At 63.3% G+C, this 21696-nt stretch carries 25 protein-coding genes; 11 read left to right on the top strand and 14 right to left on the bottom strand.

All coding sequences use genetic code 11. The features are described from left to right. Positions 1-697 precede the first annotated feature (697 nt). Genes folK through IYW40_RS13050 form a run of 3 tightly spaced genes read right to left on the bottom strand, consistent with a single transcriptional unit; the run spans position 698 to position 2417 of the window. Positions 698-1177 carry a 2-amino-4-hydroxy-6-hydroxymethyldihydropteridine diphosphokinase gene (gene folK / locus IYW40_RS13040; RefSeq protein ID WP_196400811.1) on the bottom strand — a complete coding sequence of 160 codons (480 nt, stop codon included), beginning with the start codon at positions 1175-1177 and terminating at the stop codon, positions 698-700. Positions 1178-1181: 4 nt separating this feature from the next. After that, positions 1182-2027: a dihydropteroate synthase gene (gene folP / locus IYW40_RS13045; RefSeq protein ID WP_196400812.1), complete on the bottom strand. Its 846-nt coding sequence runs from the start codon at positions 2025-2027 to the stop codon at positions 1182-1184. 12 nt (positions 2028-2039) lie between these two features. Next, the gene (locus IYW40_RS13050; protein ID WP_196400813.1) at positions 2040-2417 is read right to left on the bottom strand and encodes a 4a-hydroxytetrahydrobiopterin dehydratase; all 378 of its coding nucleotides are present in this window, start codon (positions 2415-2417) and stop codon (positions 2040-2042) included. A gap of 117 nt (positions 2418-2534) precedes the next feature. Here IYW40_RS13050 and IYW40_RS13055 point away from each other — a divergent pair, with 117 nt between their 5' ends. The 6 genes from IYW40_RS13055 (at position 2535) to IYW40_RS13080 (ending at position 7725) form a co-directional block, all read left to right on the top strand. After that, positions 2535-3503: a beta-ribofuranosylaminobenzene 5'-phosphate synthase family protein gene (locus IYW40_RS13055; protein WP_196400814.1), complete on the top strand. Its 969-nt coding sequence runs from the start codon at positions 2535-2537 to the stop codon at positions 3501-3503. 64 nt (positions 3504-3567) lie between these two features. Continuing rightward, positions 3568-3909 carry a hypothetical protein gene (locus IYW40_RS13060; protein WP_196400815.1) on the top strand — a complete coding sequence of 114 codons (342 nt, stop codon included), beginning with the start codon at positions 3568-3570 and terminating at the stop codon, positions 3907-3909. A gap of 73 nt (positions 3910-3982) precedes the next feature. After that, positions 3983-4843, top strand: coding sequence for a tRNA nucleotidyltransferase (locus tag IYW40_RS13065; RefSeq protein WP_246720784.1), 861 nt, complete (start codon positions 3983-3985; stop codon positions 4841-4843). Positions 4844-5081: 238 nt separating this feature from the next. Further along, positions 5082-5438 carry a hypothetical protein gene (locus IYW40_RS13070; protein ID WP_196401075.1) on the top strand — a complete coding sequence of 119 codons (357 nt, stop codon included), beginning with the start codon at positions 5082-5084 and terminating at the stop codon, positions 5436-5438. 89 nt (positions 5439-5527) lie between these two features. After that, positions 5528-5752: a hypothetical protein gene (locus IYW40_RS13075; RefSeq protein WP_246720785.1), complete on the top strand. Its 225-nt coding sequence runs from the start codon at positions 5528-5530 to the stop codon at positions 5750-5752. 443 nt (positions 5753-6195) lie between these two features. Next, on the top strand, positions 6196-7725 hold the full coding sequence (locus tag IYW40_RS13080) for a hypothetical protein (protein ID WP_196400816.1): 1530 nt from the start codon (positions 6196-6198) through the stop codon (positions 7723-7725). Positions 7726-7942: 217 nt separating this feature from the next. On the opposite strand, the gene IYW40_RS22140 is transcribed toward IYW40_RS13080, so the two are convergent. Continuing rightward, complete coding sequence (locus IYW40_RS22140; protein ID WP_281432881.1) at positions 7943-8077, bottom strand: hypothetical protein; 135 nt, start codon at positions 8075-8077, stop codon at positions 7943-7945. Between the two features lie 1070 nt (positions 8078-9147). On the opposite strand from IYW40_RS22140, the gene IYW40_RS13085 reads away from it, so the two are divergent. Beyond that, positions 9148-10143: a L,D-transpeptidase gene (locus IYW40_RS13085; protein ID WP_196400817.1), complete on the top strand. Its 996-nt coding sequence runs from the start codon at positions 9148-9150 to the stop codon at positions 10141-10143. Between the two features lie 77 nt (positions 10144-10220). Here the strand turns inward: IYW40_RS13085 and IYW40_RS13090 are convergent, their stop codons facing one another. Continuing rightward, positions 10221-10382, bottom strand: a complete 162-nt coding sequence (locus IYW40_RS13090) for a hypothetical protein (RefSeq protein WP_158273629.1) — start codon at positions 10380-10382, stop codon at positions 10221-10223. Positions 10383-10625: 243 nt separating this feature from the next. Between IYW40_RS13090 and IYW40_RS13095 the strand changes: the two genes are divergently transcribed. Next, positions 10626-11843, top strand: coding sequence for an LL-diaminopimelate aminotransferase (locus tag IYW40_RS13095; protein ID WP_196400818.1), 1218 nt, complete (start codon positions 10626-10628; stop codon positions 11841-11843). Between the two features lie 259 nt (positions 11844-12102). Next, positions 12103-12570, top strand: coding sequence for a protein tyrosine phosphatase family protein (locus IYW40_RS13100; RefSeq protein WP_196400819.1), 468 nt, complete (start codon positions 12103-12105; stop codon positions 12568-12570). Here the strand turns inward: IYW40_RS13100 and dapE are convergent. From dapE to dapD, 3 genes are read right to left on the bottom strand one after another with little or no spacing between them, the layout of a single operon-like run. Further along, complete coding sequence (gene dapE, locus IYW40_RS13105; RefSeq protein WP_196400820.1) at positions 12533-13702, bottom strand: succinyl-diaminopimelate desuccinylase; 1170 nt, start codon at positions 13700-13702, stop codon at positions 12533-12535. The genes IYW40_RS13100 and dapE overlap by 38 nt on opposite strands. Positions 13703-13754: 52 nt before the next feature. After that, a complete protein-coding gene (locus IYW40_RS13110) occupies positions 13755-14225 on the bottom strand; it encodes a hypothetical protein (RefSeq protein ID WP_196400821.1) in 471 nt (156 codons plus the stop codon). Beyond that, on the bottom strand, positions 14225-15082 hold the full coding sequence (gene dapD / locus IYW40_RS13115) for a 2,3,4,5-tetrahydropyridine-2,6-dicarboxylate N-succinyltransferase (protein ID WP_196400822.1): 858 nt from the start codon (positions 15080-15082) through the stop codon (positions 14225-14227). The genes IYW40_RS13110 and dapD overlap by 1 nt, the downstream gene beginning before the upstream one ends. Positions 15083-15313: 231 nt before the next feature. Here dapD and IYW40_RS13120 point away from each other — a divergent pair, with 231 nt between their 5' ends. Continuing rightward, positions 15314-15514: a type II toxin-antitoxin system PemK/MazF family toxin gene (locus IYW40_RS13120; RefSeq protein ID WP_196400823.1), complete on the top strand. Its 201-nt coding sequence runs from the start codon at positions 15314-15316 to the stop codon at positions 15512-15514. Between the two features lie 24 nt (positions 15515-15538). Then, positions 15539-16048, top strand: coding sequence for a DinB family protein (locus IYW40_RS13125; RefSeq protein WP_196400824.1), 510 nt, complete (start codon positions 15539-15541; stop codon positions 16046-16048). Here the strand turns inward: IYW40_RS13125 and IYW40_RS13130 are convergent. The 6 genes from IYW40_RS13130 to rnpA form a co-directional block, all read right to left on the bottom strand. Further along, positions 16045-16749, bottom strand: a complete 705-nt coding sequence (locus IYW40_RS13130; protein ID WP_196400825.1) for a pyrimidine 5'-nucleotidase — start codon at positions 16747-16749, stop codon at positions 16045-16047. The two genes, IYW40_RS13125 and IYW40_RS13130, sit on opposite strands and share 4 nt — an antisense overlap. 115 nt (positions 16750-16864) lie before the next feature. Beyond that, positions 16865-17560, bottom strand: coding sequence for an NAD-dependent deacylase (locus tag IYW40_RS13135; RefSeq protein WP_196400826.1), 696 nt, complete (start codon positions 17558-17560; stop codon positions 16865-16867). 166 nt (positions 17561-17726) lie between these two features. Continuing rightward, positions 17727-18593 (bottom strand): acetylglutamate kinase, encoded by an 867-nt coding sequence (argB, locus tag IYW40_RS13140; protein ID WP_196400827.1) that lies wholly within the window; start codon positions 18591-18593, stop codon positions 17727-17729. Between the two features lie 233 nt (positions 18594-18826). After that, on the bottom strand, positions 18827-19480 hold the full coding sequence (gene yihA, locus IYW40_RS13145; protein ID WP_196400828.1) for a ribosome biogenesis GTP-binding protein YihA/YsxC: 654 nt from the start codon (positions 19478-19480) through the stop codon (positions 18827-18829). Continuing rightward, complete coding sequence (gene yidC, locus IYW40_RS13150; RefSeq protein WP_196400829.1) at positions 19477-21258, bottom strand: membrane protein insertase YidC; 1782 nt, start codon at positions 21256-21258, stop codon at positions 19477-19479. The genes yihA and yidC overlap by 4 nt, the downstream gene beginning before the upstream one ends. Further along, entirely contained in the window at positions 21255-21680 is a 426-nt protein-coding gene (gene rnpA, locus IYW40_RS13155) for a ribonuclease P protein component (protein ID WP_196400830.1), read from the bottom strand. Before rnpA ends, yidC begins: the two co-directional genes overlap by 4 nt. Between the last annotated feature and the right edge of the window lie 16 nt (positions 21681-21696).

The raw sequence follows: 21696 nt of genomic DNA on the forward strand, positions 1-21696 counted from the left end.
TCGTAAATGCGAACGACCAGATAGAACCCGTTCAGAACGGCCAAGCCGATCCACATGCCCTTCAGGTCTACTACAGCTTCCGTGCCAGCAGCAGCGCGGGCTGCTGTGTCAGTCGTTGAGCTCATACCCTTCTCCTCCAATGTGCTCCCAGGGAATTGCGCGTGACCGGTATCGCTCCGCCTCCCACAACGGAGCCGCTTCGTCCTCGTTTCGTAAAGCAAAGCGAAAGCGCGTCTTCTTCAAAAACACGCAAAACCGCCCTTGTCTGCCGCAGCCTTCCCGAACATTCAGAAAAAATCCCCGCCCATAGGCGAGCACATCATCCAAAACCCGGAACCCGGCTGCTTGTTGTTATCGGACGAAAACCGACGTCGCCGCCTAAGCCAAAATCCCCAATCCGCCCCCTTGAAAGAGCAGACCGTAGACCCAGCTCAGCGTGCCGCAACATTCCAATAACCCCCAATAATCACAATACCCGTTAGTATAGAGGAAAACAATCTATCGAATAGCTAATGCAACCCTAGTGGATGGTTAATTTCCCACCCTTGGTGCGCTTCTAGCGGGACCATGGCGCGACGCACAATTCTATTTATAGCATTGTTATATCTAATTATTTTAGATTACGAAATCTGCGTTCGGCGCCAGAGCGGCAGCGAATGCTGCGCCGCAAAGATAGGCAACCATCAGGGGTGGGCGGCTATTCGTCCGACCATGGACGCACGCCGCTCGCGTCAGCGCCGGCCAGCGCCTCGCGCATGGTGACGCCGTCCAGTTCGAGTTCAGGGGCGATTTCGGCGAGCGGCGCAAGAACGAAACCGCGCCGGAATAGCTCCTTGTGCGGCAGGGTCAGCTCCGGATCGTCGATTGCGTGGTCGCCGAGGAAAAGAATATCGACGTCGATCAGCCGCGGCCCCCAGCGCCGCGTCGGCGCGCGGCCCATGTCCGCCTCGATCTTCTTGACCGCGGCGAGCAGCTCATAGGGCGCGAGCGCGGTGTCGCCGATGGCGCAGGCGTTGGCGAAATCCCCCTGGTCGAGATCCCCCCAGGGCGGCGTGCGGTAGAGTCGCGAGACCCGATCGAGCCGCGCCAGCTGACGCGCCTCAATCAGCCGCAGCGCCTCGCGAATATTGGCCGGCTTGTCGCCGAGATTGCTGCCAAGCCCAAATCCGACCCGCATCGTCTCAACCTCCCGGGCGCGCGGCGAGAATGCGCATGACTTCGAAAGCCGCGCGATGCTCCGCGGCGTCATGCACGCGAAAGACCTGCGCGCCGTCGCGCGCGGCGAAAAGATTGGCGGCCAGCGTGCCGACGAGCCGTCCCTCGAGAACGCCGTCGCCCAGGCCCTTAAAGATCGATTTGCGCGAGACGCCGATGAGCAGCGGAAAGCCGAGCGCCAACAGCTCCGGCGTCGCGCGCAGCGCGTCATAATTCTGCTCGCGGCTCTTGCCAAAGCCGATCCCCGGATCGAGCAGAATATGCCGCTCCGGCACGCCGGCGCGCCGGGCAATCTCGAGCGAGCGGGCGAAGAACCGCTTCATGTCGGCGACGATGTCGATCTGTGGCTCCGTCGTCTCGCGATTATGCATGATCACGACGGCGGCGCCGGCTTGCGCGATCGTTGGCGCCATCGAAGGATCGCGCTGCAAGCCCCAGACGTCATTGACGAGACAGACGCCTTCGCCAAGCGCGCGCCGCGCCGTCTCGGCTTTGTAGGTGTCGATCGACACCGGCGCGCCCGCCTGCGCCACCAGCGCGGCGAGTAACGGCTCCAGCCGCGTCCACTCCTCCTCCGCGGTGAGCGGCGTGTGGCCGGGGCGCGTCGACTCGGCGCCGACGTCGACGATGTCGGCGCCAGTGCTGACGAGCGTCCGCGCCTGCGCCAGCGCGGCGTCACGCGTCGCGAACAGCCCGCCGTCCGAGAAGGAATCGGGCGTGACATTGACGATCCCCATGATCACGGGGCGCGTTCCGATCAGCGAAAGAAAGCGATCGCGCGCTGCCGCGATCGCCTGGACGTCGAAAGCCAAGCGCGTGTCCCGTCAGTCGTCGTATTTCACATAGGCGAAGCGCTGGTCGGTCTCGGGCGTGCCTTCGAGCGCGCCGCCGGCCTTGCTCGGGCGCCAGGAGACGACCTCCTCGATCTTCTTGGCGAGTTCGAAATCCTTGTCGGTGATTCCCTTCGCCGTATGGGTCATGAGCTTCACCTCGACCCATGCGTAAGAGGCGGCGATATCGGGATGATGCCAGGCGGCCTCGGCGAGATGGCCGACCGTATTGACGACCATCAGCGTGCCCTTCCAGCTATGCGTCTTGAACTTGCGCCTGATCCAGCCGTTCTCGTAGCGCCAGTGCGGCAGTTCGCACTTCAGCCGCGCCGCGATCTCCTCTTCGGAATACGCGCGCTCTTCCTTCGCCATCTGAGGCTCCCCTCTTGCGCGGCGCGCCAACGCCGCCATGCGCCGCAACATTCTTTCGTTGAGACGCGTTATAGCCTAAACCGACCCGAAGTCTTCAGTTGGACCAAAAGAGGCGGCATGCCGGCAAAGGTAAACGTCGCGGCGAGCGCCCGGCTGCATCTGGGTTTCCTCGATATGAACGGCGGCCTTGGGCGCAAGTTCGGCGGCGTCGGCCTCGCGCTCGACGCGCCGGCGACCCGGCTGACCCTGACCCGCGCCGACAAAAACTGCGTCGAGGGCCCCGAAGCCGAACGCGCCGCCGCGCTTCTGGAGCGCGCGCAGGAGGCGCTTGGCCTGACGCAGCGCCACAGGCTGACGCTGGAGGAAGCGATTCCCGCCCATGCGGGCTTTGGCTCCGGCACCCAGCTGGCGCTCGCGGTGAGCGCGGCGCTGCGCCGCCTCGAGGATCTGCCGAATGACCCGGCCGCCGACGCGGCGCTGATGGCGCGCGGCGCGCGCTCTGGGCTCGGCGCCGGCCTGTTTCAGCTGGGCGGCGTCGTGGTCGACGGCGGACGCGGCCCGCAGACGACGACGCCGCCGGTCGTCGCCCGCGCCGAATTTCCCGACGCGTGGCGCGTGCTGCTGGTCTGCGATCCGGGCGATGTCGGCCTGCATGGCGCGGACGAGCGCGACGCCTTCGCGGAACTGCCGCTTTTCGGCGCCGAAACAAGCGGCGAAGTCTGCCGGCTGGTGCTGATGCAGATCCTGCCGGCGCTCGCCGAACGCGAGCTTGCGCCCTTCGGCGCCGCGGTGACCCGCATTCAGGAGATCGTCGGCGATCATTTCGCCCCGGCGCAGGGCGGGCGCCGGTTCACCAGCGGCAAGGTCGAGGCGATCGTCGCGCGGCTGCTCGCCGACGGCGCGACCGGCGGCGGCCAGACGTCATGGGGTCCGACCGGCTTCGCCTTCGTCGAGAGCGACGCGGCGGCGCGCCGCCTGCTCGGGCGCCACGGCGCGCAGGCGCGCCAAGAAGGGCTCGAGATTTCGATCCACCGGGGCCTCAACCGCGGCGCGAAGATCGACGCGGTCTACGCGCAGATCGCGTAGAGCGCTCCCGATCACAATGCTGCTCAGACCTACTCGCGCCGCATTTTTATGGCCTGCTCGAACGATGATGTTCGTGCGCCTCGCCATCGCTCTCATCGCCGGTCTCGCCGCCGGCGCCGCTCTCGCGCAGGACGCGCCGTCGAGCGGCGGCGCCTTCATCGGGCGGCTCTTCGATGCGACCGGTTTGCGCACCCCGCCGCCGCCGGCGCAGGATTTCGTGCGCGACTCGCGGTCCGAGCAGTTGCAGTATCGCGCCTTCGACCCGACGCTGGTCAAAGACCCAAAGCGCAAGTCGGCGGCCCATCTGCGCGCCATGAGCGCGGAGCTTGAAGCGGCGGCGGCCGAAACCCGGCGCCGGGCGGGCCGCGTCGCCGCGCCCGACGCGCCAGCCAGGCCGGCCCGCTAGCGGCCCCCGCGAGTCCGACGCGCGCGGCAAGAGCTTTGCATGTCGACCCAATCTCCTTGATGGTCGCTTCGCCATGGCCTTTGGACCCAACTCCCTGTTCGACTACGGACAAACCGACCCCGGCCTCGCTATCCTGCGCATGGCGGCGTTGCTCGCCGAAGCCGAGGACGACCCGGACGAGGAAACGCTCGATCTGTTGTTCGAACAGGTCGAGGCCGGCCATCTCGTCGACGCCGACCCCGCGCGGATATGGCCGGAGCTGGTTCGCGGGCTGATGAGCCCGGCGCCGTCGAAACTGATCAAGACGCTGCGCGGCTGCGGCGCGCTTGTCGAAATCCTCCCCGAAGTCGCGGCGCTCTTTGGCGTGCCGCAGATTTCCGATGGCGAGGATGAGGTCGATCTCGGCGAACATCTGATGCGATCGCTCGATGCGGCGGCCAAACGCGGCGCATCCTTGCCCGCGCGTTTCGCGCTGCTCGTGATGAATGTCGGCAAGTCGGATTCGCCGCGCGAACATCTTCCCGTGCATTACCGACATGTCGAGCGCGGGCGCCCGCGCATCGAGGAGATCTGCGCGCGCTTTCGTCCGCCGGCGGAATGTAAGGCGCTCGCGCTGCTGGCGCTCGCCGAATGCGAACGCGTGCATCGCGTCTCGAAAATGCGCGCCGGCCCCGTCGCCTTGATGCTCGAACGGCTCGGGGCGTTCGACGCGCCGGAGCGATTTCAGGAGCTGATGATCGTCTGCGCCAGCGATTTTTGCGCCCATGCCGGCCGCGAGGGAAAGCCTTACCCGAAGGCGGCGCTGCTGGAGATCGCGCTCAAGGCCTGCGCCGACGTTACGGAGAGCGACTCCCCGGAGGCGCGCCAAAGCGCCCGCGCCGAAGCGATCGCGCGGGCGTTTCGCTCGGAGCGCTGGTCGAACGAAGTGGCGTAGTTTTCTCAGCAGCGCCAAGAGCGGACATTGCTTGCGGACTGGGCTTCGCTTGCGGACTGGGCTTCACGCCGATTTTTGAATGAGGTTGGCGCAAGCGTTGGCGTCCAACTCGCCTCCCGCCGTTGCGTTCCGCGCCTTCATGGGCGGGAACAAGCAAAGCGGGGCTGGCGTTATAGGGATGGGTGTTGGGGTTGTGTCCAACAAGGGCCTGGCTGAGCCTGGCCCAGGAGTTCCGCCAATGACGACCTCACGCAAGATAATGACTGCGGCGCTCGCCGCCACGATCGCAATCCCTCTGCTGTCAATTTCGAGCCCAGCTTCCGCATGGGGCCGCTGTGGTCGGGGTTTGGGGCCCGGCTACTACGGCATGGCGCTCGGCGCGGCGGCGACACGCCCCTATAGCTACGGCTATTACGGCTCCGCCTATCCATCGGGGTACGGCTATTACGGCGCAGCTGCTTCCACACCTGTCGCGAGCGAAGGATATTATTGCGCGACCGACGTGAAAACTTGCTTGCTCCGCGAGCCCGGATGGCTCGGAACAGGTTGTTCCTGCGCAGTGCCGTTCGGCCGCGCACGAGGAATCGTTGAATAGAGCGTAGCAAAGAAGCTGCGGCCGAGATAAGCCATCGGCCGCAGTGTTTCATGACAATATGAGGCGCGGCGCAGCGGTTTCGCGAGCGGATGAACGTCTGCGCCAGCGATTTTTGCGCCCGATTTTTGCGCCCGATTTTTTGCGCTCATTCCGGCCGCGAGGGCCAGCCTTACCCCAAGGCGGCGCTGCTGAAGATCGCGCTCAAGGCCCGCGCCGAAATTGCGGAGAACGACCTAGAGGCGCGCCAGAGCGCCCGCGCCGAGGCGATCGCTCGGGCGTTTCGCTCGGAGCGCTGGGCGAGCGAGGTGGGGTAGGTATGACTGGCGCGCCCTGACGTCACGTCTCGTCTGGCCTAAATCAAATCCGGCTGAATTTGCCGGCATGTCATTCTCGACGCGCGTCTTGCTAATTCGCGGGAGAAGTGGCCGAAGCTAATTCGCGGACTGGATTGTGCGAAGGTTTCCTCATCCTGAGGAGCCCGCGCAGCGGGCGTCTCGAAGGACGAGGAAACCTTCATGCGCCGCCCTCGGGACCTCGCCCTCGCGCTTCGAGACACGCTGCCGATCTCGGGCACGCCGAGATCGGCGGCGCTCCTCAGCATGAGGGAGAGAGAGACATCGACCCTCTCCTCCCGAAAACGGTCGAACCGTGCTACCTATACGCATTTAAGTCTATCGGCTGAGGTCTGCAGCCTGTGCGTTACCTTCCGCCCCTAATCCTCGTTAACTGGAAATCGCCAAACGCTGGGTAACGAAAATTGTCCCTAGAAGAACTTTATTTTTCAGTTCGGTCCAGAATACGTGAGTTAGGCCATCGCGACAGCCTTTATGTCATTTGGGCCTATTGCCAATATCTCCAGCTCAACAAATTCAACATTCCAAACGACATCCAAGTCTCTCCCGAATTCCTGAACTCAGTCCCACCTCAAGCCTTCCTTCCAGAGTGGACACTTGAAGTGATTGCACGCGAAGTCATCCGTCATGCGGATGAACAATCGCGACGGGGCCGGTCGTTGCGGCAATGGAATAACGTAGCATCAATTGCCAACGCCTTGCGGGATTTAGAGGACGAAATATATGCGCGATTTGTTGGTGGTGAACGCATCCATCTTGAGTTGATGCGTATTGCCCACCGGCAATTCGTTTGGCAGCAGCATCGCCTCAATTGGAAGCCAGTTATCCGATATTATAAATTATTCAATACGCCGGACATTAGGGCGCACACTCGATACGTAACCGGGCTTAGCCTCGATCAAATCTATCTTATAGGGCTGTGCTACCTTGGTATGTTCTCTGAAAACCCAAGGGTTGCGCGGCGACCGAATATCCAGATTGCTGGAATATCTCAGGAGCACATTGAGTGCTTTCTCGCGTTTACCTCGCTGAACCGTAGACGGCTAGCTGACCGGCTTCGTGCAGAACATGCCTTAGATGAAGGATTTTTCTATCGCTACTCATCTCTTCGCGAATTTCCCTTAATCCAAATTTCATATCAGGGCCACGATGAAGTCGCCTGCCCAATTCCAACGTTGCTTTTCTGGCGAATCACGACAGGTCTTTATTACACGTTGAAAGATGTTCCTGGTTTCCCAACCGCGTTTGGGACGTCGTTCCAGCAGTACGTGGGAGAGGTCATAGGCCAGCGTATCACCAATCCCGATATCGCTGCTCTTCCGGAAAGGGAATATCGTGTGGGCCTGCGCCGTAAGGATTCAGTAGACTGGATTATGCAGGAGCGCAATGAAGCTGCTTTGTTTGTGGAGTGCAAGACGAAACGACTGACATGGGCATCAAAGGCGGGCGTAGCCGACCTGTCCAATTTTGATCAGGACATTCGCAAACTCGCTGGCGCGGTCGTTCAAGTCTACAAGACGATTAAGGATTACCGCGCTGGCCTCTATCCGCACCTTCCATTTGTCGAAGCCCGACGCATCTATCCGGCAGTCGTGACGTTGGAGGATTGGTATTTCTTCGGACTTGAAATGCCCGACAGACTAAATGAGGCAGTCCGAACTAGCATGGAAGCAGCGAGACTGCCGATCGCGTGGCTAGACGAAATGCCCTATCTTATTATGTCTGTGGATGAATTCGAGAAGTTGGCAGGCGTAATAAACATCGCCGGCATCCAATCAGTGGTGATGGGAAAGGTTCAAGACCGTGAATTCCGGCGATGGGGCTTTGACGCATACTGCAATCATCGCTACCCAGAAGAGGTCAAGCATCTCCCAAAATTGTTTCACGACCAATATAACGCGACTTTCGCAAACATTGCACTACGCCAGTCCTAGTGACAAGCACGTGCATAACGAGCTGACTTCACAGGACCGCGCAGGCGGCAGCGATCAAAATCTGCGTGGGATATTTGGGAGCGCAATACGCATCGTCGCGAGGATGCGGCGCCGGATGAAAATTGATCCAGCAGATTGGTGAACGTCGCCCTAGCGCCGCGCTCAAAACTTAGCGCGGCGCTTATGGTCTCACGACAGTAACGGCACCGCCTCTCGATTACAAAAACGATCCGATGAAGGCGCCGCCGATTCCCGCGAGCACAGCCGTGGCGAGAATCCCCGGCAGCCCGAAGAGCGCGCCACCTAGTCCAGCGCCGATCGCCGCGCCGACGATCGCGCCGACAGCCGCCATTGTCATGTGTTCCTTGGCAGATATCATCGTCTCCTCCATGACCTACGCCTCTCATTGAACAGAGGCCTGACATGGAGTTAGAGCCAGCTTTGCAGCGGGCAAGGGCTCGACCTTTTTTGCCCGTCGGTCATCAAAATCTCACAGCTTCCGTTCATCCGTCAGCGACATGATTTCGGCGACGACGCCGCGTTTGACGAGGACAGCGCCAAGGCGCGCGGTTCGGGCCGACGCCGATCATCACTGTATTATTCGCCTCTGACGTTTCCGCACTGAGCACGACGACTTTCGGAGTGTTCGTCTGCCGCCTCACCGCCACATGGCGGATTCGGGGCCTTCGCCACATTGCGCTACATGCCCCGGCCCCTCACCCTCGCTTCGCTCGACCTCTCCCCGCGCGCGGGGAGAGGTTTGCGCCCGCGCCGGAATCAACTCGGAAGCGCAAAGAGATTCCACCAAAAGAAATTCGCGATCATCCGCACCGTTCGTCTCGACCCGCTCGGCCCGCCGCCCCCTCTCCCCGCTGGCGGGGAGAGGTGAGGTGAGGGGCTTGGGGGTCGTCGCGGAAGGCGGATTGCAGCAGCGGACTCGGGGCCTTCGCCACATTGCGCCACATGCCCCTGCCCCTCACCCTCGCTTCGCTCGACCTCTCCCCGCAGGCGGGGAGAGGTTTGCGCCCGCGCCGGAATCGACTCGGAAGCGCAAAGAGATTCGACCAAAAGAAATTCGCGATCATCCGCTCCGTTCGTCTCGACCCGCTCGGCCCGCCGCCCCCTCTCCCCGCTGGCGGGGAGAGGTGAGGTGAGGGGCTTGGGGGTCGTCGCGGAAGGCCGATTGCAGCAGCGGACCCGGCGCCTTCGCCACATTGCGCCACATGCCCCCGCCCCTCGCCCTCGCTTCGCTCGCTTACGAGGAGAGGTTTGCAACGTGCGACGCTTCCCCGCTGCAGACCGTCCTTCCAGTCGCCTCGGTCGCATCGGCTGTGCCCCGCCGCACTTTGTTAACCTAGCTGTTCATGCTACCCGCGGTTCGTTACGCGTGGACCTTGGGGGCCATGTTTCGGGGGGCATGTCATGACCATCATTGCAGCGAACCGCCGTGGATTTTTAGGCGCGATGCTTCTGGCGAGCGCCGTCATCACCGGGCGCCGCGCGTTCGGCGACGAGAAGATGGCGGAGATCGGCCGGCTCAAGCCGGGCGAGTTCATCTGGCGCCCCGAACTCGCCTTGAAGGGACCCGTCTCCGTCGTCGTGTCGCTTCCCCAGCAGCGCGTGCATGTCTATCGCAACGGCATCCGCATCGCCGCCTCCACCTGTTCGACCGGCAAGCCCGGACATTCGACGCCGACCGGCGTCTTCGTCGTGCTGGAGAAAGACCGGAATCATCACTCGTCGCTGTACGACGACGCGCCGATGCCGAATATGAACCGCCTCACCTGGTCGGGCGTCGCGCTGCACGCCGGCAATCTGCCCGGCTATCCGGCCTCGCATGGCTGCGTGCGGCTGCCGGCGAAATTCTCCGAATTGCTGTTTGGCGTCACCCATATCGGCACGCCGGTCATTATCGCCGGCGCCCATACCGACCCCTGGGAGCTGACCCATCCGGGCATGGTGCTGAGCGGCTATGCCGAACAGGAGTTCGAGCAGGTGCTCTCCGGCCTTGAGGGCAAGAAGCATCCCTCCGACTGGACGGAAGCCGAGAATTTCCCCGTCACCAGCGTCGTCGCCTCATCCGCCGATCATGTGATCGAGCTGATCGAAAACGACCATGTGGTGGCGAAATCCGTCCTTGGCTTAGAGGGCGCCGACAAGCTCGGCTCGCATGTGTTCGTGCTGAACGGCGCCGACCAGAATTCGCGCGGCATGCATTGGAGCGCGATCACGCATCATCATGAGGATGCGGCGCTCGCGCCGGACCAGGATGTGATCCAGCGGCTTCGCGCCGACCCGTCCTTCAACGCGGCCATGCAGGCGCGCATGCATCCCGGCATGACCATGGTGCTGACCGACGCGCCGCTGTCGCCCGACAGCCGCTCCGGCAAGGATTTCGTCATCGTCACCACGGAGTGATCCGCGCTGGCCTTTACCAAAGCGCCGCGCTCGAAGATCGCGCGGCGCTTAATTGTCTCGATGGCGTCGCCTCTCGATCACAGAAACGATCCGATGAAGGCGCCGCCAATTCCCGCCAGCACCGCCGTGGCGAGGACCCCCGGCAGGCCAAAAAGCGCGCCGCCTAGTCCAGCGCCAATTGCGGCGCCGACGATCGCGCCGACAGCCGCCATTGTCATGTGTTCCTTGGCAGAGATCATCGTACCCTCCATGACATACGCCCCTCGTTGAATGAGGCGTAACATGGAGTTAGAGCCTGCTTTGCAGGGGGCAAGGCCTCCGTCCTACCCGTCGATGATCGAAGCAAAGTCTCCCACCCTCATGGATGTGAAGACTTCACGGCATCGCGCGACGACGACCTCGGTTCGCCCCAAACGAACCCCTCCCTTGCGCCTGCAAAATGGGCTAGAGTTCCTGCTTCGCGCCTTCGGAACAAACACAGAATGTCGGATTTCTATCGCATCAAGCGTCTGCCCCCTTATGTTTTCGAGCAGGTGAACCGCCTCAAGGCGCGCGCCCGCGCCGGCGGCGCCGACATCATCGACCTCGGCATGGGCAATCCCGACCTGCCCGCCCCCAAGCATGTCATCGAGAAGCTCGTCGAGACCGCCGGCAAGCCGCGCACCGACCGCTATTCGGCCAGCAAGGGCATCGCCGGGCTGCGCCGCGCCCAGGCCGGCTATTACGCGCGCCGCTTTGGCGTGACGCTCGACCCCGAATCCCAGGTCGTCGCGACGCTCGGCTCCAAGGAGGGCTTCGCCAATATGGCGCAGGCGATCACCGCGCCGGGCGACGTGGTGCTGGTGCCAAACCCCTCCTACCCGATCCACGCCTTCGGCTTTCTGATGGCGGGCGGCGTCATCCGCTCCGTGCCCTCGGCGCCGACGCCCGACTATTTCGTGGCGCTGGAGCGCGCCATTATCCACTCGATCCCCAAGCCGATCGCGGTCGTCGTCTGCTATCCGTCCAATCCGACGGCGGAAGTGGCCTCGCTCGACTTCTACAAGGATCTCGTCGCCTTCGCGAAGAAGCATGAGATCTTCGTGCTCTCCGATCTCGCCTACGCCGAAGTCTATTTCGACGACAATCCGCCGCCCTCGATGCTGCAGGTGCCGGGCGCGATGGATGTGACGGTCGAATTCACCTCAATGTCGAAGACCTTCTCGATGGCCGGCTGGCGCATCGGCTTCGCCGTCGGCAATGAGCGGCTGCTCTCGGCGCTGGCGCGGGTGAAAAGCTACCTCGACTACGGCGCCTTCACGCCGGTGCAGGTCGCGGCGGTCGCGGCGCTCAACGGCTCCGACGACTGCGTCAAGGAGATGCGCGCGATCTACAAGCGGCGGCGCGACGTGATGGTCGAGAGCTTCGCGCAGGCGGGCTGGCCGATCCCGGCGCCGCGCGCCTCGATGTTCGCCTGGGCGCCGGCGCCCGAGCGCTTCCGCAACATCTCGACGCTCGAATTTTCGAAGCTCTTGATCGAGAAGGCCGACGTCGCCGTCGCGCCGGGCGAGGGCTTCGGCGAACATGGCGAGGGGTTCGTGCGCCTCGCGCTGGTCGAGAACGAGCAGCGGATTCGTCAGGCGGCGCGTAATCTGCGGCGCTTCTTCGAGACGGCGGATGCGCAGCTGCATAATGTCGTGCCGCTCGCCGCGCGGGGGTGACGAGGCCTCGCCGTCTCGGGAAACGCAGCGCGTGAGATAGGCAGGCACCCGAATCCAGGTTAACGAGGAACCATCTCGCCGCGTCATGGCCGCGCTTGTCGCGGCCATCCACGCGACGAAGCGCGGCAAATGTGAAGACATTAGCCGGACATGGCTTCTCTGCGCGAAGCATTTCGCGATGTCCCGGCGTAGATGGCCGGGACAAGCCCGGCCACGACGGCTGAAAGTGAGCTGAAATTAATCCGAGTTCGGAGTCCTGATGACAGAGGCCATGGCCGATCCCGTCGACATCTACAATTGGCTGCGTCTCGATGAGCGGACCACGACGTCCGGTCAGCCGACGCAAGCGCAGTTCGATGAGATCGCCGCGCTTGGCGTGCGCGAAATCATCAATCTCGCTCCCGCGACCAGTGAGAAGGCGCTAAAGAACGAGGCGGAGATTCTGGCGGCGCTGGGCCTGCGCTACACGCATATTCCGGTCGACTTTCAAAGTCCCACGCCAGCGGACTTCGATCGCTTCTGCGCGGCTTTTGAAGGCGCCAGCGAAGCTGCGACGCATGTCCACTGCATCGCGAACTACCGGGTCTCGGCCTTCCTTTATCTTTATCGGATCAGCGCAGGCATGGAAGAGACGCGCGCCCGCGCCGACCTCGACAGAATATGGACGCCCAACCCGGTTTGGGCCGCCTTCATCGAGCGGATGCGCCCTCGAAATAGCGCTCGATGATTCGCGCATAGACGGCGCAGAGCCCGTCGATGTCGGCGACGCGGGCGTTCTCGTCGACCGCGTGAATCGTCTCATTCGTCAGGCCGAACTCCAGCACCGGACAATAATTGACGATGAAGCGCGCGTCCGACGTGCCGCCGGTCGTTGAAAGTTCCGGCGTCAGGCCCGTCACCTGCCGCACCGCTTCAACCACGAGTTCGGTGAAGGCGCCGGGCTTGGTGATGAAGGAGTGGGCGTTCGAGGGCGGAAATTCCACCTCGACATTCGCGTTCGGCGCCGCTTCCCTGATCACCTGCAGAATGCGCTCTTTCAACGAATCATGCGTCCAAACGTCATTGAAGCGGACATTGAACTGCGCGCGCGCTTCGCCGGGGATGACATTGACCGCAGGATTGCCGATGTCGATCGTGGAAAATTCGAGATTGGAGCGCTCGAAATGCGTCGTGCCCTTGTCGAGCTCGTGCCCTGAGAGCGCAGCGACGATGCGCGCGATGATCGGCGCGGGGTTTTCGGCGCGCTGCGGATAGGCGACATGGCCCTGCTTGCCGATGACGCGAATGCGTCCGCTGAGCGAACCGCGCCGGCCGATCTTGATCATATCGCCGAGCGTCGACGCATTGCTCGGCTCGCCGACGATGCAGTGATCGAAGCGCTCGCCGCGCGCCGCCGCCCATTCAAGCAGCTTCACCGTCCCGTTGATCGATACGCCTTCCTCATCGCCGGTGATGAGCAGCGAGAGCGTTCCCTGCGGCGCGCCATGAAGCTCGCCATAGGCGATCGCGGCGGCGGCGAATGCGGCGATGGCGCCCTTCATGTCCGAGGCGCCGCGGCCATAGACGCGGCCGTCCGAGACTTCCGCCGCGAAGGGCTCGAAGCGCCAGCGCGCGGGATCGCCCGGCGGCACGACGTCGGTGTGCCCAGCGAAGGCGAGGCGCGGCGCGCCTGCGCCGATCTTGGCGAAGAGATTGTCGATGTCGGGCGTGCCCGGCGCGGAGAACACGATTCGATGCGTCTCGAAGCCGACCGCTTTCAGCGCCGTCTCGACGACGTCGAGCGCGCCGGCGTCGGCTGGCGTCACGGACGGACAGCGGATGAGTTCGCGGGTAAGCGCGACAGCGCGGGACTCCGACATCGTCAATTCGCTTTGTCAGTTCGAGCGGTTCAGGCGGCGGTGAAGCGCATTATCAGCGCGACTCCTCCCGCCAACCCAATTCATAGATGGTCCACAGAGCGGCGGCGACGAAGAGCGCGTCGACGCCCCAGACATACCAGCGCGACATGACTTCGGCGACGCGCGGCTGCAGAAAATGCGCGGCGCCTGCGAGCAGCGCCAGAAGCGGCGCGAGGCTCGCGAGGCCGAGCGGCGGCGTAAGGCCGCGGTCGCGACAGCGCTTGGCCGAAAGATTGATGAAGCTCACGACGATCAGCATCACGGCGAAGGCGTAAAAGATGACATAGACGTAAGCGAGAATCGTCATCGGCGCGAAGAAGGGCGTCGTCGCCAAATCATGCGCCGAATAGGGCGCAAGCGCGAACCAGATCAGCGTCAGCGGCAGAAGAACCGCGACAAGCGCGCCCGCGCCGCGCCGCCAGGTCGCGCGATCAATGCGGCCCTGTTCGGTCTGGAAGAGAAAACGCAGGCGCTCGGCGTCCATCAATCCCTCAGCAGCTCGTTGATGCCCGTCTTGCTGCGCGTCTGCGCATCGACCGTCTTGACGATCACCGCGCAATAGAGCGACGGGCCGAGCGTTCCGTCCGGCAAGGGCTTGCCGGGCAGGCTCCCCGATACGACCACCGAATAGGGCGGCACATAGCCCATGTGGATCTTGCCGGTGGCGCGATCGACGATCTTGGTCGAGGCGCCGATGAAGACGCCCATCGACAGCACCGAACCCTTGCCGACGACGACGCCTTCGACGACCTCGGAGCGCGCGCCGATAAAGCAGTCGTCCTCGATGATGGTGGGATTGGCCTGCAAGGGCTCCAGCACGCCGCCGATGCCGACGCCGCCAGACAAGTGAACATTCTTGCCGATCTGCGCGCAGGAACCGACGGTGACCCAGGTGTCGACCATCGTGCCGCTGTCGACATAAGCGCCGAGATTGACGAAGGACGGCATCAGAATCGCGCCGGGCGCCACATAAGCCGAATGGCGCACGATCGCGCCCGGCACCGAGCGAAAGCCCGCCGCGGTATGCTCGCCCGAGCCCCAGCCGACGAATTTCGAGGGGACCTTGTCCCACCAGGTCGCGCCGCCCGGCCCGCCCGCGATCACCGCCATGTCATTCAAGCGGAACGACAGCAGCACGGCCTTTTTCAGCCACTGATTGACCTGCCAGCTCTCGGGACCTTCCTGGCCTTCGATCTTTTCGGCGACGCGCAGCTTGCCGGCGTCGAGCAGACGCAGCGCGCCATCGACGGCGCGGCGGATGTCGCCCTGCGTCTCGGCGGTGATATTGGCGCGATCCTCGAAAGCGGCGCTGATGAGCGTCTCAAGTCCCGTGTGCGGCATGAAAATCCCGAAAATGATGCGGTGAAGGCTGGCGCGGTTGTAAGGCTATGGCGAGGGGAGTTCAACAAGGGGCGATGTGCTATGACGACGACCCGGCGCAATGAAGACAAGCATGGCGCGCACTTTCAGCGTCATGCCCGGCCTTATGCCGGGCATCCACGCGTCGCCGTGAGGCAAGTCCCGCGGCCTTGGCGCAACGTCCTGGCGTGGATGGCCGGGACAAGCCCGGCCATGACGCGGAAACCATTGGCAAGCGCTGCGGCGAAAAGCTATCCATTTGAAGTCCCGCTCGCGGACGCGAAGCCCTCGGCCGCGCTCGCCGATCAGGTGAAGAGCCTCGACTGGCGCGCGCGTAAGGCGAGGAAGAAAGGCGCGGCGACGAAGGCGGACGTGACGCAGGCCTTGGCGAAGGCGCGGGCGTTGCTGCGATAGGCTTCCAGGAGGCAAGACAATCACATGACCCGTTCGACATTTGTAAAAACCATGGCGCGTTACAATCGCTGGCAAAACGCCAGCCTTTACGCCGCCGCCGATAGTTTGTCGGATGACGACCGGCGCAAGGATCGCGGCGCTTTCTTCAAATCAATTCATGCGACCTTCAACCATCTTCTCTGGGCGGACCATATGTGGCTGAGCCGCATTTCCGACGCTCCGAGGCCTTCCACGCCGCTGAGCGAATCGGCCTCGTATCGCGACGATTGGAACAGCTTGAAACAGGACCGCCTCGCCTGCGACGAACGGCTGATCGTTTGGGCCGACGCCGTCACCGACGACTGGCTCGCCGGCGATCTCATCTGGCGTTCAGGCCTCATGCAGTCGGATGTCGTTAAGCCGAAGTGGTTTGTCGTCAGCCACATCTTCAATCACCAGACCCATCACCGGGGCCAGATTCATGCGATGCTGACCGCCGCCGGCGCCAGGCCGCAAGGCACCGATTTGATGTTGATGGAGCCGTTTACGGCCTAAGCTCCAATTAACCCCTCCAAAAAGGCCACCAAATCGTCGGTCACGAAATCCACATGCGGTTCGTCGCCGGTGGAGATTTCCCAGGCTTCGCGCTCGGGGCCCTCGTCGTGGGCCGGCAGCACCAGCACCGTCGCCATGCCGCGCGCGTGCGGCACGACGAGATTGCGGTCGATGTCCTCGAAGATCGCGGCGCGCTTGGGTTCGATCTTCAGCTTCTCGAAAAAGCGCATATAGGCGCCCTCATCCGGCTTGGCGATGAACTCCGCGGCGATGATGTCGAAAATATCCTCAAAAACATGGTCGATGCCGAGCTGCTTCGCGGTTTCGACCGCATGATGGCGCGAGCCATTGGTGAGGATGAGCTTGCGTCCGGGCAGCGCGGCGATCGCCTCCGCCAGAGAGTGATTATGCGCGAGCGACGAGCGATCGATGTCATGCACAAAGGCCAGATAGGCCTCGGCGTCGATCCCATGTTCGGTCATCAGCCCGCGCAGCGTCGTGCCATATTGGCGATAATAGTGTTTCTGCAACGCGCGCAGCGAAATGGCGTCGAGGCCGAACAGCCGCATCATGAACAGCGTGATGCGGGCGTCGATCTTGGGCCAGAGGTCGGCGGTCTGCGGATAGAGCGTATTGTCGAGATCGAACACCCAGGTGTCGATCTCTGCAAAGCGCGATCTAATGGGCAAGAGTTTGGTCATCGCATCGGTCGCCGCATGTCATTCCCGCGAAAGCGGGAATCCAGAGCAAGGCGAGCGATCGTTGTGGTTGCCCTGGATACCCGATCGCGCTTCGCGCCTCGGGAATGACACTGATTCATCGCGCTAGTATCTCCTCAGCCCATGACGGCACGATCTCGCTCGCGCGGCCATAGCGCCTGTCGTCGAATTGGCCGGCATTTTCAGACGGTTCAAGATTGAGCTCGCAGCAGCGCAGACCACAGGCGCGCGCCGCGCGCACAAAGTCCGCCGCCGGATAGACCGCGCCCGATGTGCCGATGGCGACGAAGAGATCCGCCGCTTCCAGCGCCGCATAGATCTCTTCAATATAGAGCGGCGTCTCGCCGAACCAAACGACATGCGGCCGCAACGCGCCGTCGCATCCGCAACGTGAATCGGTCGAAAGGTCTTCGCGGCAATCGCTCACCGCGCCGCATGAGGCGCAGCGCGCTTTGAGCAATTCGCCGTGCATGTGAATGACGCGCGTCGAACCGGCGCGCTCATGCAGATCGTCGATATTCTGCGTTACAAGAGTCAATGCGCCGCCATGCTGGGCGAGTCCGACTTCGAGCCGCGCCAGCGCGGCATGGGCGCCGTTGGGCGAAGCGGCGAGCAGATTGCGCCGCCGCGCATTGTAAAACGCATGCACCAGCGCCGGATCACGGGCGAAGGCCTCGGGCGTCGCGAGCTGCATTGGATCGTAGCGCTTCCACAGCGCCGCGCCCGGCCCGCGAAAGACGCCGAGGCCGCTTTCGGCGGAGACGCCCGCGCCGGTGAGGATGAAGAGGTTCATATGCGCCCGCTGTCTCACACCGTCATGCCCGCGCTTGTCGCGGGCATCCATGCCGGGACATTGCGAGCCGGCCGGAGCATCACGCTGGATCATGCATAGCGATTACGCGGCTCTTCGGCGTGGATGGCCGGCGCACGGCCGGCCATGACGTGGAAACCAACGCCCGTCACCGCGTGATCAGCGTGCCGGCGCCGTGATCAGTGAGCAATTCGATCAGCACGGCGTGCGGCAGTTTCCCGTCGAGAATGACGACGCCCTCGACGCCGCGCTCGATCGCGTACATGCAGGTCTCGACCTTTGGAATCATGCCGCCGGTGATCACGCCCTCGGCGATGAGGCCGGGAATATCGCCGACCTTCAGCTCTTGGATGATCTGCTTGTCCTTGTCGAGCACGCCCGGCACGTCGGTGAGGAAGATGAGGCGCTTGGCGTGAAGCGCGCCGGCGATCGCGCCGGCGAAGGTGTCGGCGTTGACGTTATAGCTTTCGCCGCGCGGACCTTCGGCGACGGGCGCCAGCACCGGAATGAGTTCGCGTCCCAGCACCTGATCGAGCACGGTCGTGTCGACCTTGTCGGGTTCGCCCACAAAGCCGAGGTCGACGCCGTCGGGGCGTTCGATCTTTTTGGCGGTGACCATGCGTCCGTCCTTGCCGGTCAGCCCGATGGCGCGTCCGCCTTCCGAATTGATGTAGCCGACGATCTGCTTGTTGATGGAGCCGGCGAGCACCATTTCGACAACGTCCATCGTCTCTTCGTCGGTGATGCGCAGGCCATCGGCGAAGCGCGACTCGACGCCGAGCCGCTTCAGCATCGCGCCGATCTGCGGCCCGCCGCCATGCACGACGACAGGATTCACCCCGGACTGTTCGAGCAGCACCATGTCGCGCGAGAAATCGCGCGCCACCTGATCGTCGCCCATGGCGTGGCCGCCGTATTTCACCACGACGATGGCGTCGTCGTAGCGCAGCATATGCGGCAGCGCCTGCATGAGAATGCGGGCTTGCTGGAGCGCAGTGTCGACGGCGTCGTTCATGACAGTTCCTTGCAGGCGCCTCGCAGCTTTCCTCGTCCTTCGAGACGCGAGCTTCGCTCGCTCCTCAGGATGAGGAAAACATAGATCGCGCTGCATTTGGGCAAAATCGTCCAAATGCAGATAGCGTGATCGATCTCGAAAGCTCAGAGCGCGGTTTAGGCGAAAAACCGGGCGCCACTTTATCGCTGCGCTTCAGAGCTCCGCGCCCAACTAGCCCGCCGCGGCCGTCGCTTTCAAGCGTTTCGTTCGGCCAGGAGCTTTGCGATCGCGGCGCGAAGGTCGGGAATTCCTTCGCCGCTCTGCGCCGAGGTGAAAATCACTTCAGGAAAGGCGGCGGGGCGCTTCTCCAGCGCCTTCATCGTTGCGGCGAGGACCTCGTCGCGCTCGGCAATCTTCAATTCGTCATGCTTGGTGAGAATGACCTGATACGATACGGCCGACTGATCGAGGAGATCGAACATCTCTTCGTCGAGAGGCTTCACGCCGCGACGCCCGTCGACGAGCACAAAGACGCGGGCGAGGCTGGCTCTCCCCTTCAGATAGTCGCGCATCAGCTGCGACCAGTTCGCCACCTTCTCCTTGCCGACGGCCGCGTAGCCATAGCCGGGCATGTCGACGAGGCGCAGCCGCTCGGCGCCTGGCGCGCCGCCGAGCGCAAAGAAATTCAGCTGCTGCGTCCGCCCCGGCGTGTTGGAGACGCGCGCGAGCGTCTTACGGTTCGTCAAGGCGTTGAGGAGCGAGGATTTGCCGACGTTGGAGCGCCCTGCGAAGGCGATCTCCGGCGGGCCGATGACCGGCAGATCGCTCGCCTTGGCGCTCGCGAAAATGAAGTCGCAGGGGCCGGCAAAGAGCAGCCGGCCCGGTTCGGTGAAGTCGGATTCGGTCACGCTCTCTGGAACGTCTTGCGCAGATTGTCCCAGAACTCGAACCTCACGCCGGCGCGCTTCATGATGACGCCCTGCTGGACGATGGACAGGAGATTGTTCCACGTCCAGTAGATCAGCAGGCCGGAGGCGAAGCCGCCCATGGTGAATGTGAAGATCACCGGCATCCAGGCGAACATCGTCTTCTGAATCTCGTCGGCAGGCTCCGGATTCATCTTCATCTGCAGCCACATCGAGCCGCCCATCAGCAACGGCCAGACGCCGAGCGCCAGATAGGGGCCGAAGATCGCGACATGCGTAGGGTCGAAAGGCAGCACCCCGAACAGGTTGAAGACATTGGTCGGGTCCGGCGCCGAAAGGTCCCGGATCCAGCCGAAGAACGGCGCGTGACGCATTTCGATCGTGACGACCAGCACCTTATAGAGCGAGAAGAACACCGGGATCTGCACGATCACCGGCAGACAGCCGCTCGCGGGGTTAACCTTCTCCCGCTTGAAGAGCTCCATCTGCTCCATGTTGAACTTGTGCTTGTCGTCGCCGTATTTTTCCTTCAGCTCTTTGATTCTTGGCTGAATCGCCTTCATTTTGGCGATCGACTGATAGCTTTTGTTGGCGAGCGGCAGGAAGGCGAGCTTGACGATAACCGTCACCGCCAGAATGGCGAGGCCGAAATTCCCCAAGAGCTTGTAAAGGAAGTCGATCAGCCGGAACATCGGCCGGGTGATGAAGTAGAACCATCCCCAGTCGATGAGAAGATCGAAGCGTTTCAGGCCAGGATTCGTCTTATAGGCGTCGAGCACGTCGACGACCTTGGCGCCGGCGAAGACATAGGTCGTCGTCTCCGCTGTTTTCCCGGGCTCGATGGTCTTCTGGTCGCTGACGGTATCGGCTTGATAGGTTTTCACCGCGCCGCCCATCGAGGCGTAGCGCGCCTCCATGGGCAGATTCTGGTCGGGAGCGACCACGGCAGCCCAATATTTGTCCGTCAGCCCAACCCAGCCGCCGACCCCCTTATAGGTCTTGACCGCGTTGTCCTCTTTCTCGATCTTGTCGTAGGTGACTTCCTCTCCCGTCTCGCCGACGACGCCGACGAAGCCTTCGTGCAACGCCGCATAGCCCGCGGATGGCGGGTGGCCGACGCGGCTCACGCGCGCGTAATTAAAAAGCGTGACGGGGGCGCCCGCCTTGTTCTCGACGCTGTCCTTGACGGTGAAGAGATATTCGTCGTCGACCGAGATGACGCGCTTGAAAACGAGGCCGTGGCCATTGTCCCAGGTCAGCGTCACCGGCTTTGCCGTCGTCAGCCCGTCGGCATCCGTGGTCCACAGCGTCTCGGTGGTCGGCAGAACCGGCGCGTTTTCCGTTTCGGCGGTCAGATAGCCGAGCTCCGCATAATAAGGGCTGGGCCCGTCCTCGGGCGAGAGCAGCGTGATGATCGGGCTCGAGGGATCGACGGTCTCGCGATAATTCTTCAACGAGACGTCGTCGATGCGCCCGCCTTTCAGCGCGATCGAGCCGGAGATTGATCTGGTGTCGATGGCGATTCGAGGGCTCAGCGCCAGCGCTTGGGCGAGGCTCTTGGGCGCGGCCTTTACCGGCGGCTGGCCGGCTGTGACCCGCTCGGGCGCGCCAAGCTGAGGAACCTTGGCAAGCTGTTCCTGCTGCGTCTGCGCCCGGCGCTGCTTGTCGATCTCGGGGAAGGCGTAAAAATAGTCCCACAGGCCGATGAAGACCAGCGACAACGCCGCGGCGAGGATCATGTTCTTGATGTTTTCACTCATGGCCGCGTAAGCCTGTCTTCCTGTTTGCGTCTCGGGCGCGCCGCGCCGCGATCGTTCAACCTGGCGAGTCCTTCGGTCATCTGCGCGAGCAGTTCGGCGAATGGCGCGGAGAGGGACACGGGCCGCGCGACGAAGACGTAATCGCGACCGGGCTTCGCGCCAAGGGCGCCGCCGAGCCGCAGCGCCTCGCGCAGCCTGCGGCGAATGCGGTTGCGACCCACCGCGCCCGCGACCTTCCGCGTCACGGTGAGGCCGAAACGGGCCGGCGCATGCGAGTCCGTGAGCTCCCGCGGCGCCATCTGCACCGTAAACGCAGGCAACGCAACGCGCGCGCCGCGCGCCGCGCGCACGAAATCCGCGCGCCGGCGCAGAGTCTCCGGGCGCGGGGACGTCTCATCTTCGGCGGGGACTTGCGCCTTCATGCAGTCATCCGCCTAG

It is taken from the genome of Methylocystis sp. H4A (assembly GCF_015709545.1).
GTDB classification, from domain to species: domain Bacteria; phylum Pseudomonadota; class Alphaproteobacteria; order Rhizobiales; family Beijerinckiaceae; genus Methylocystis; species Methylocystis silviterrae.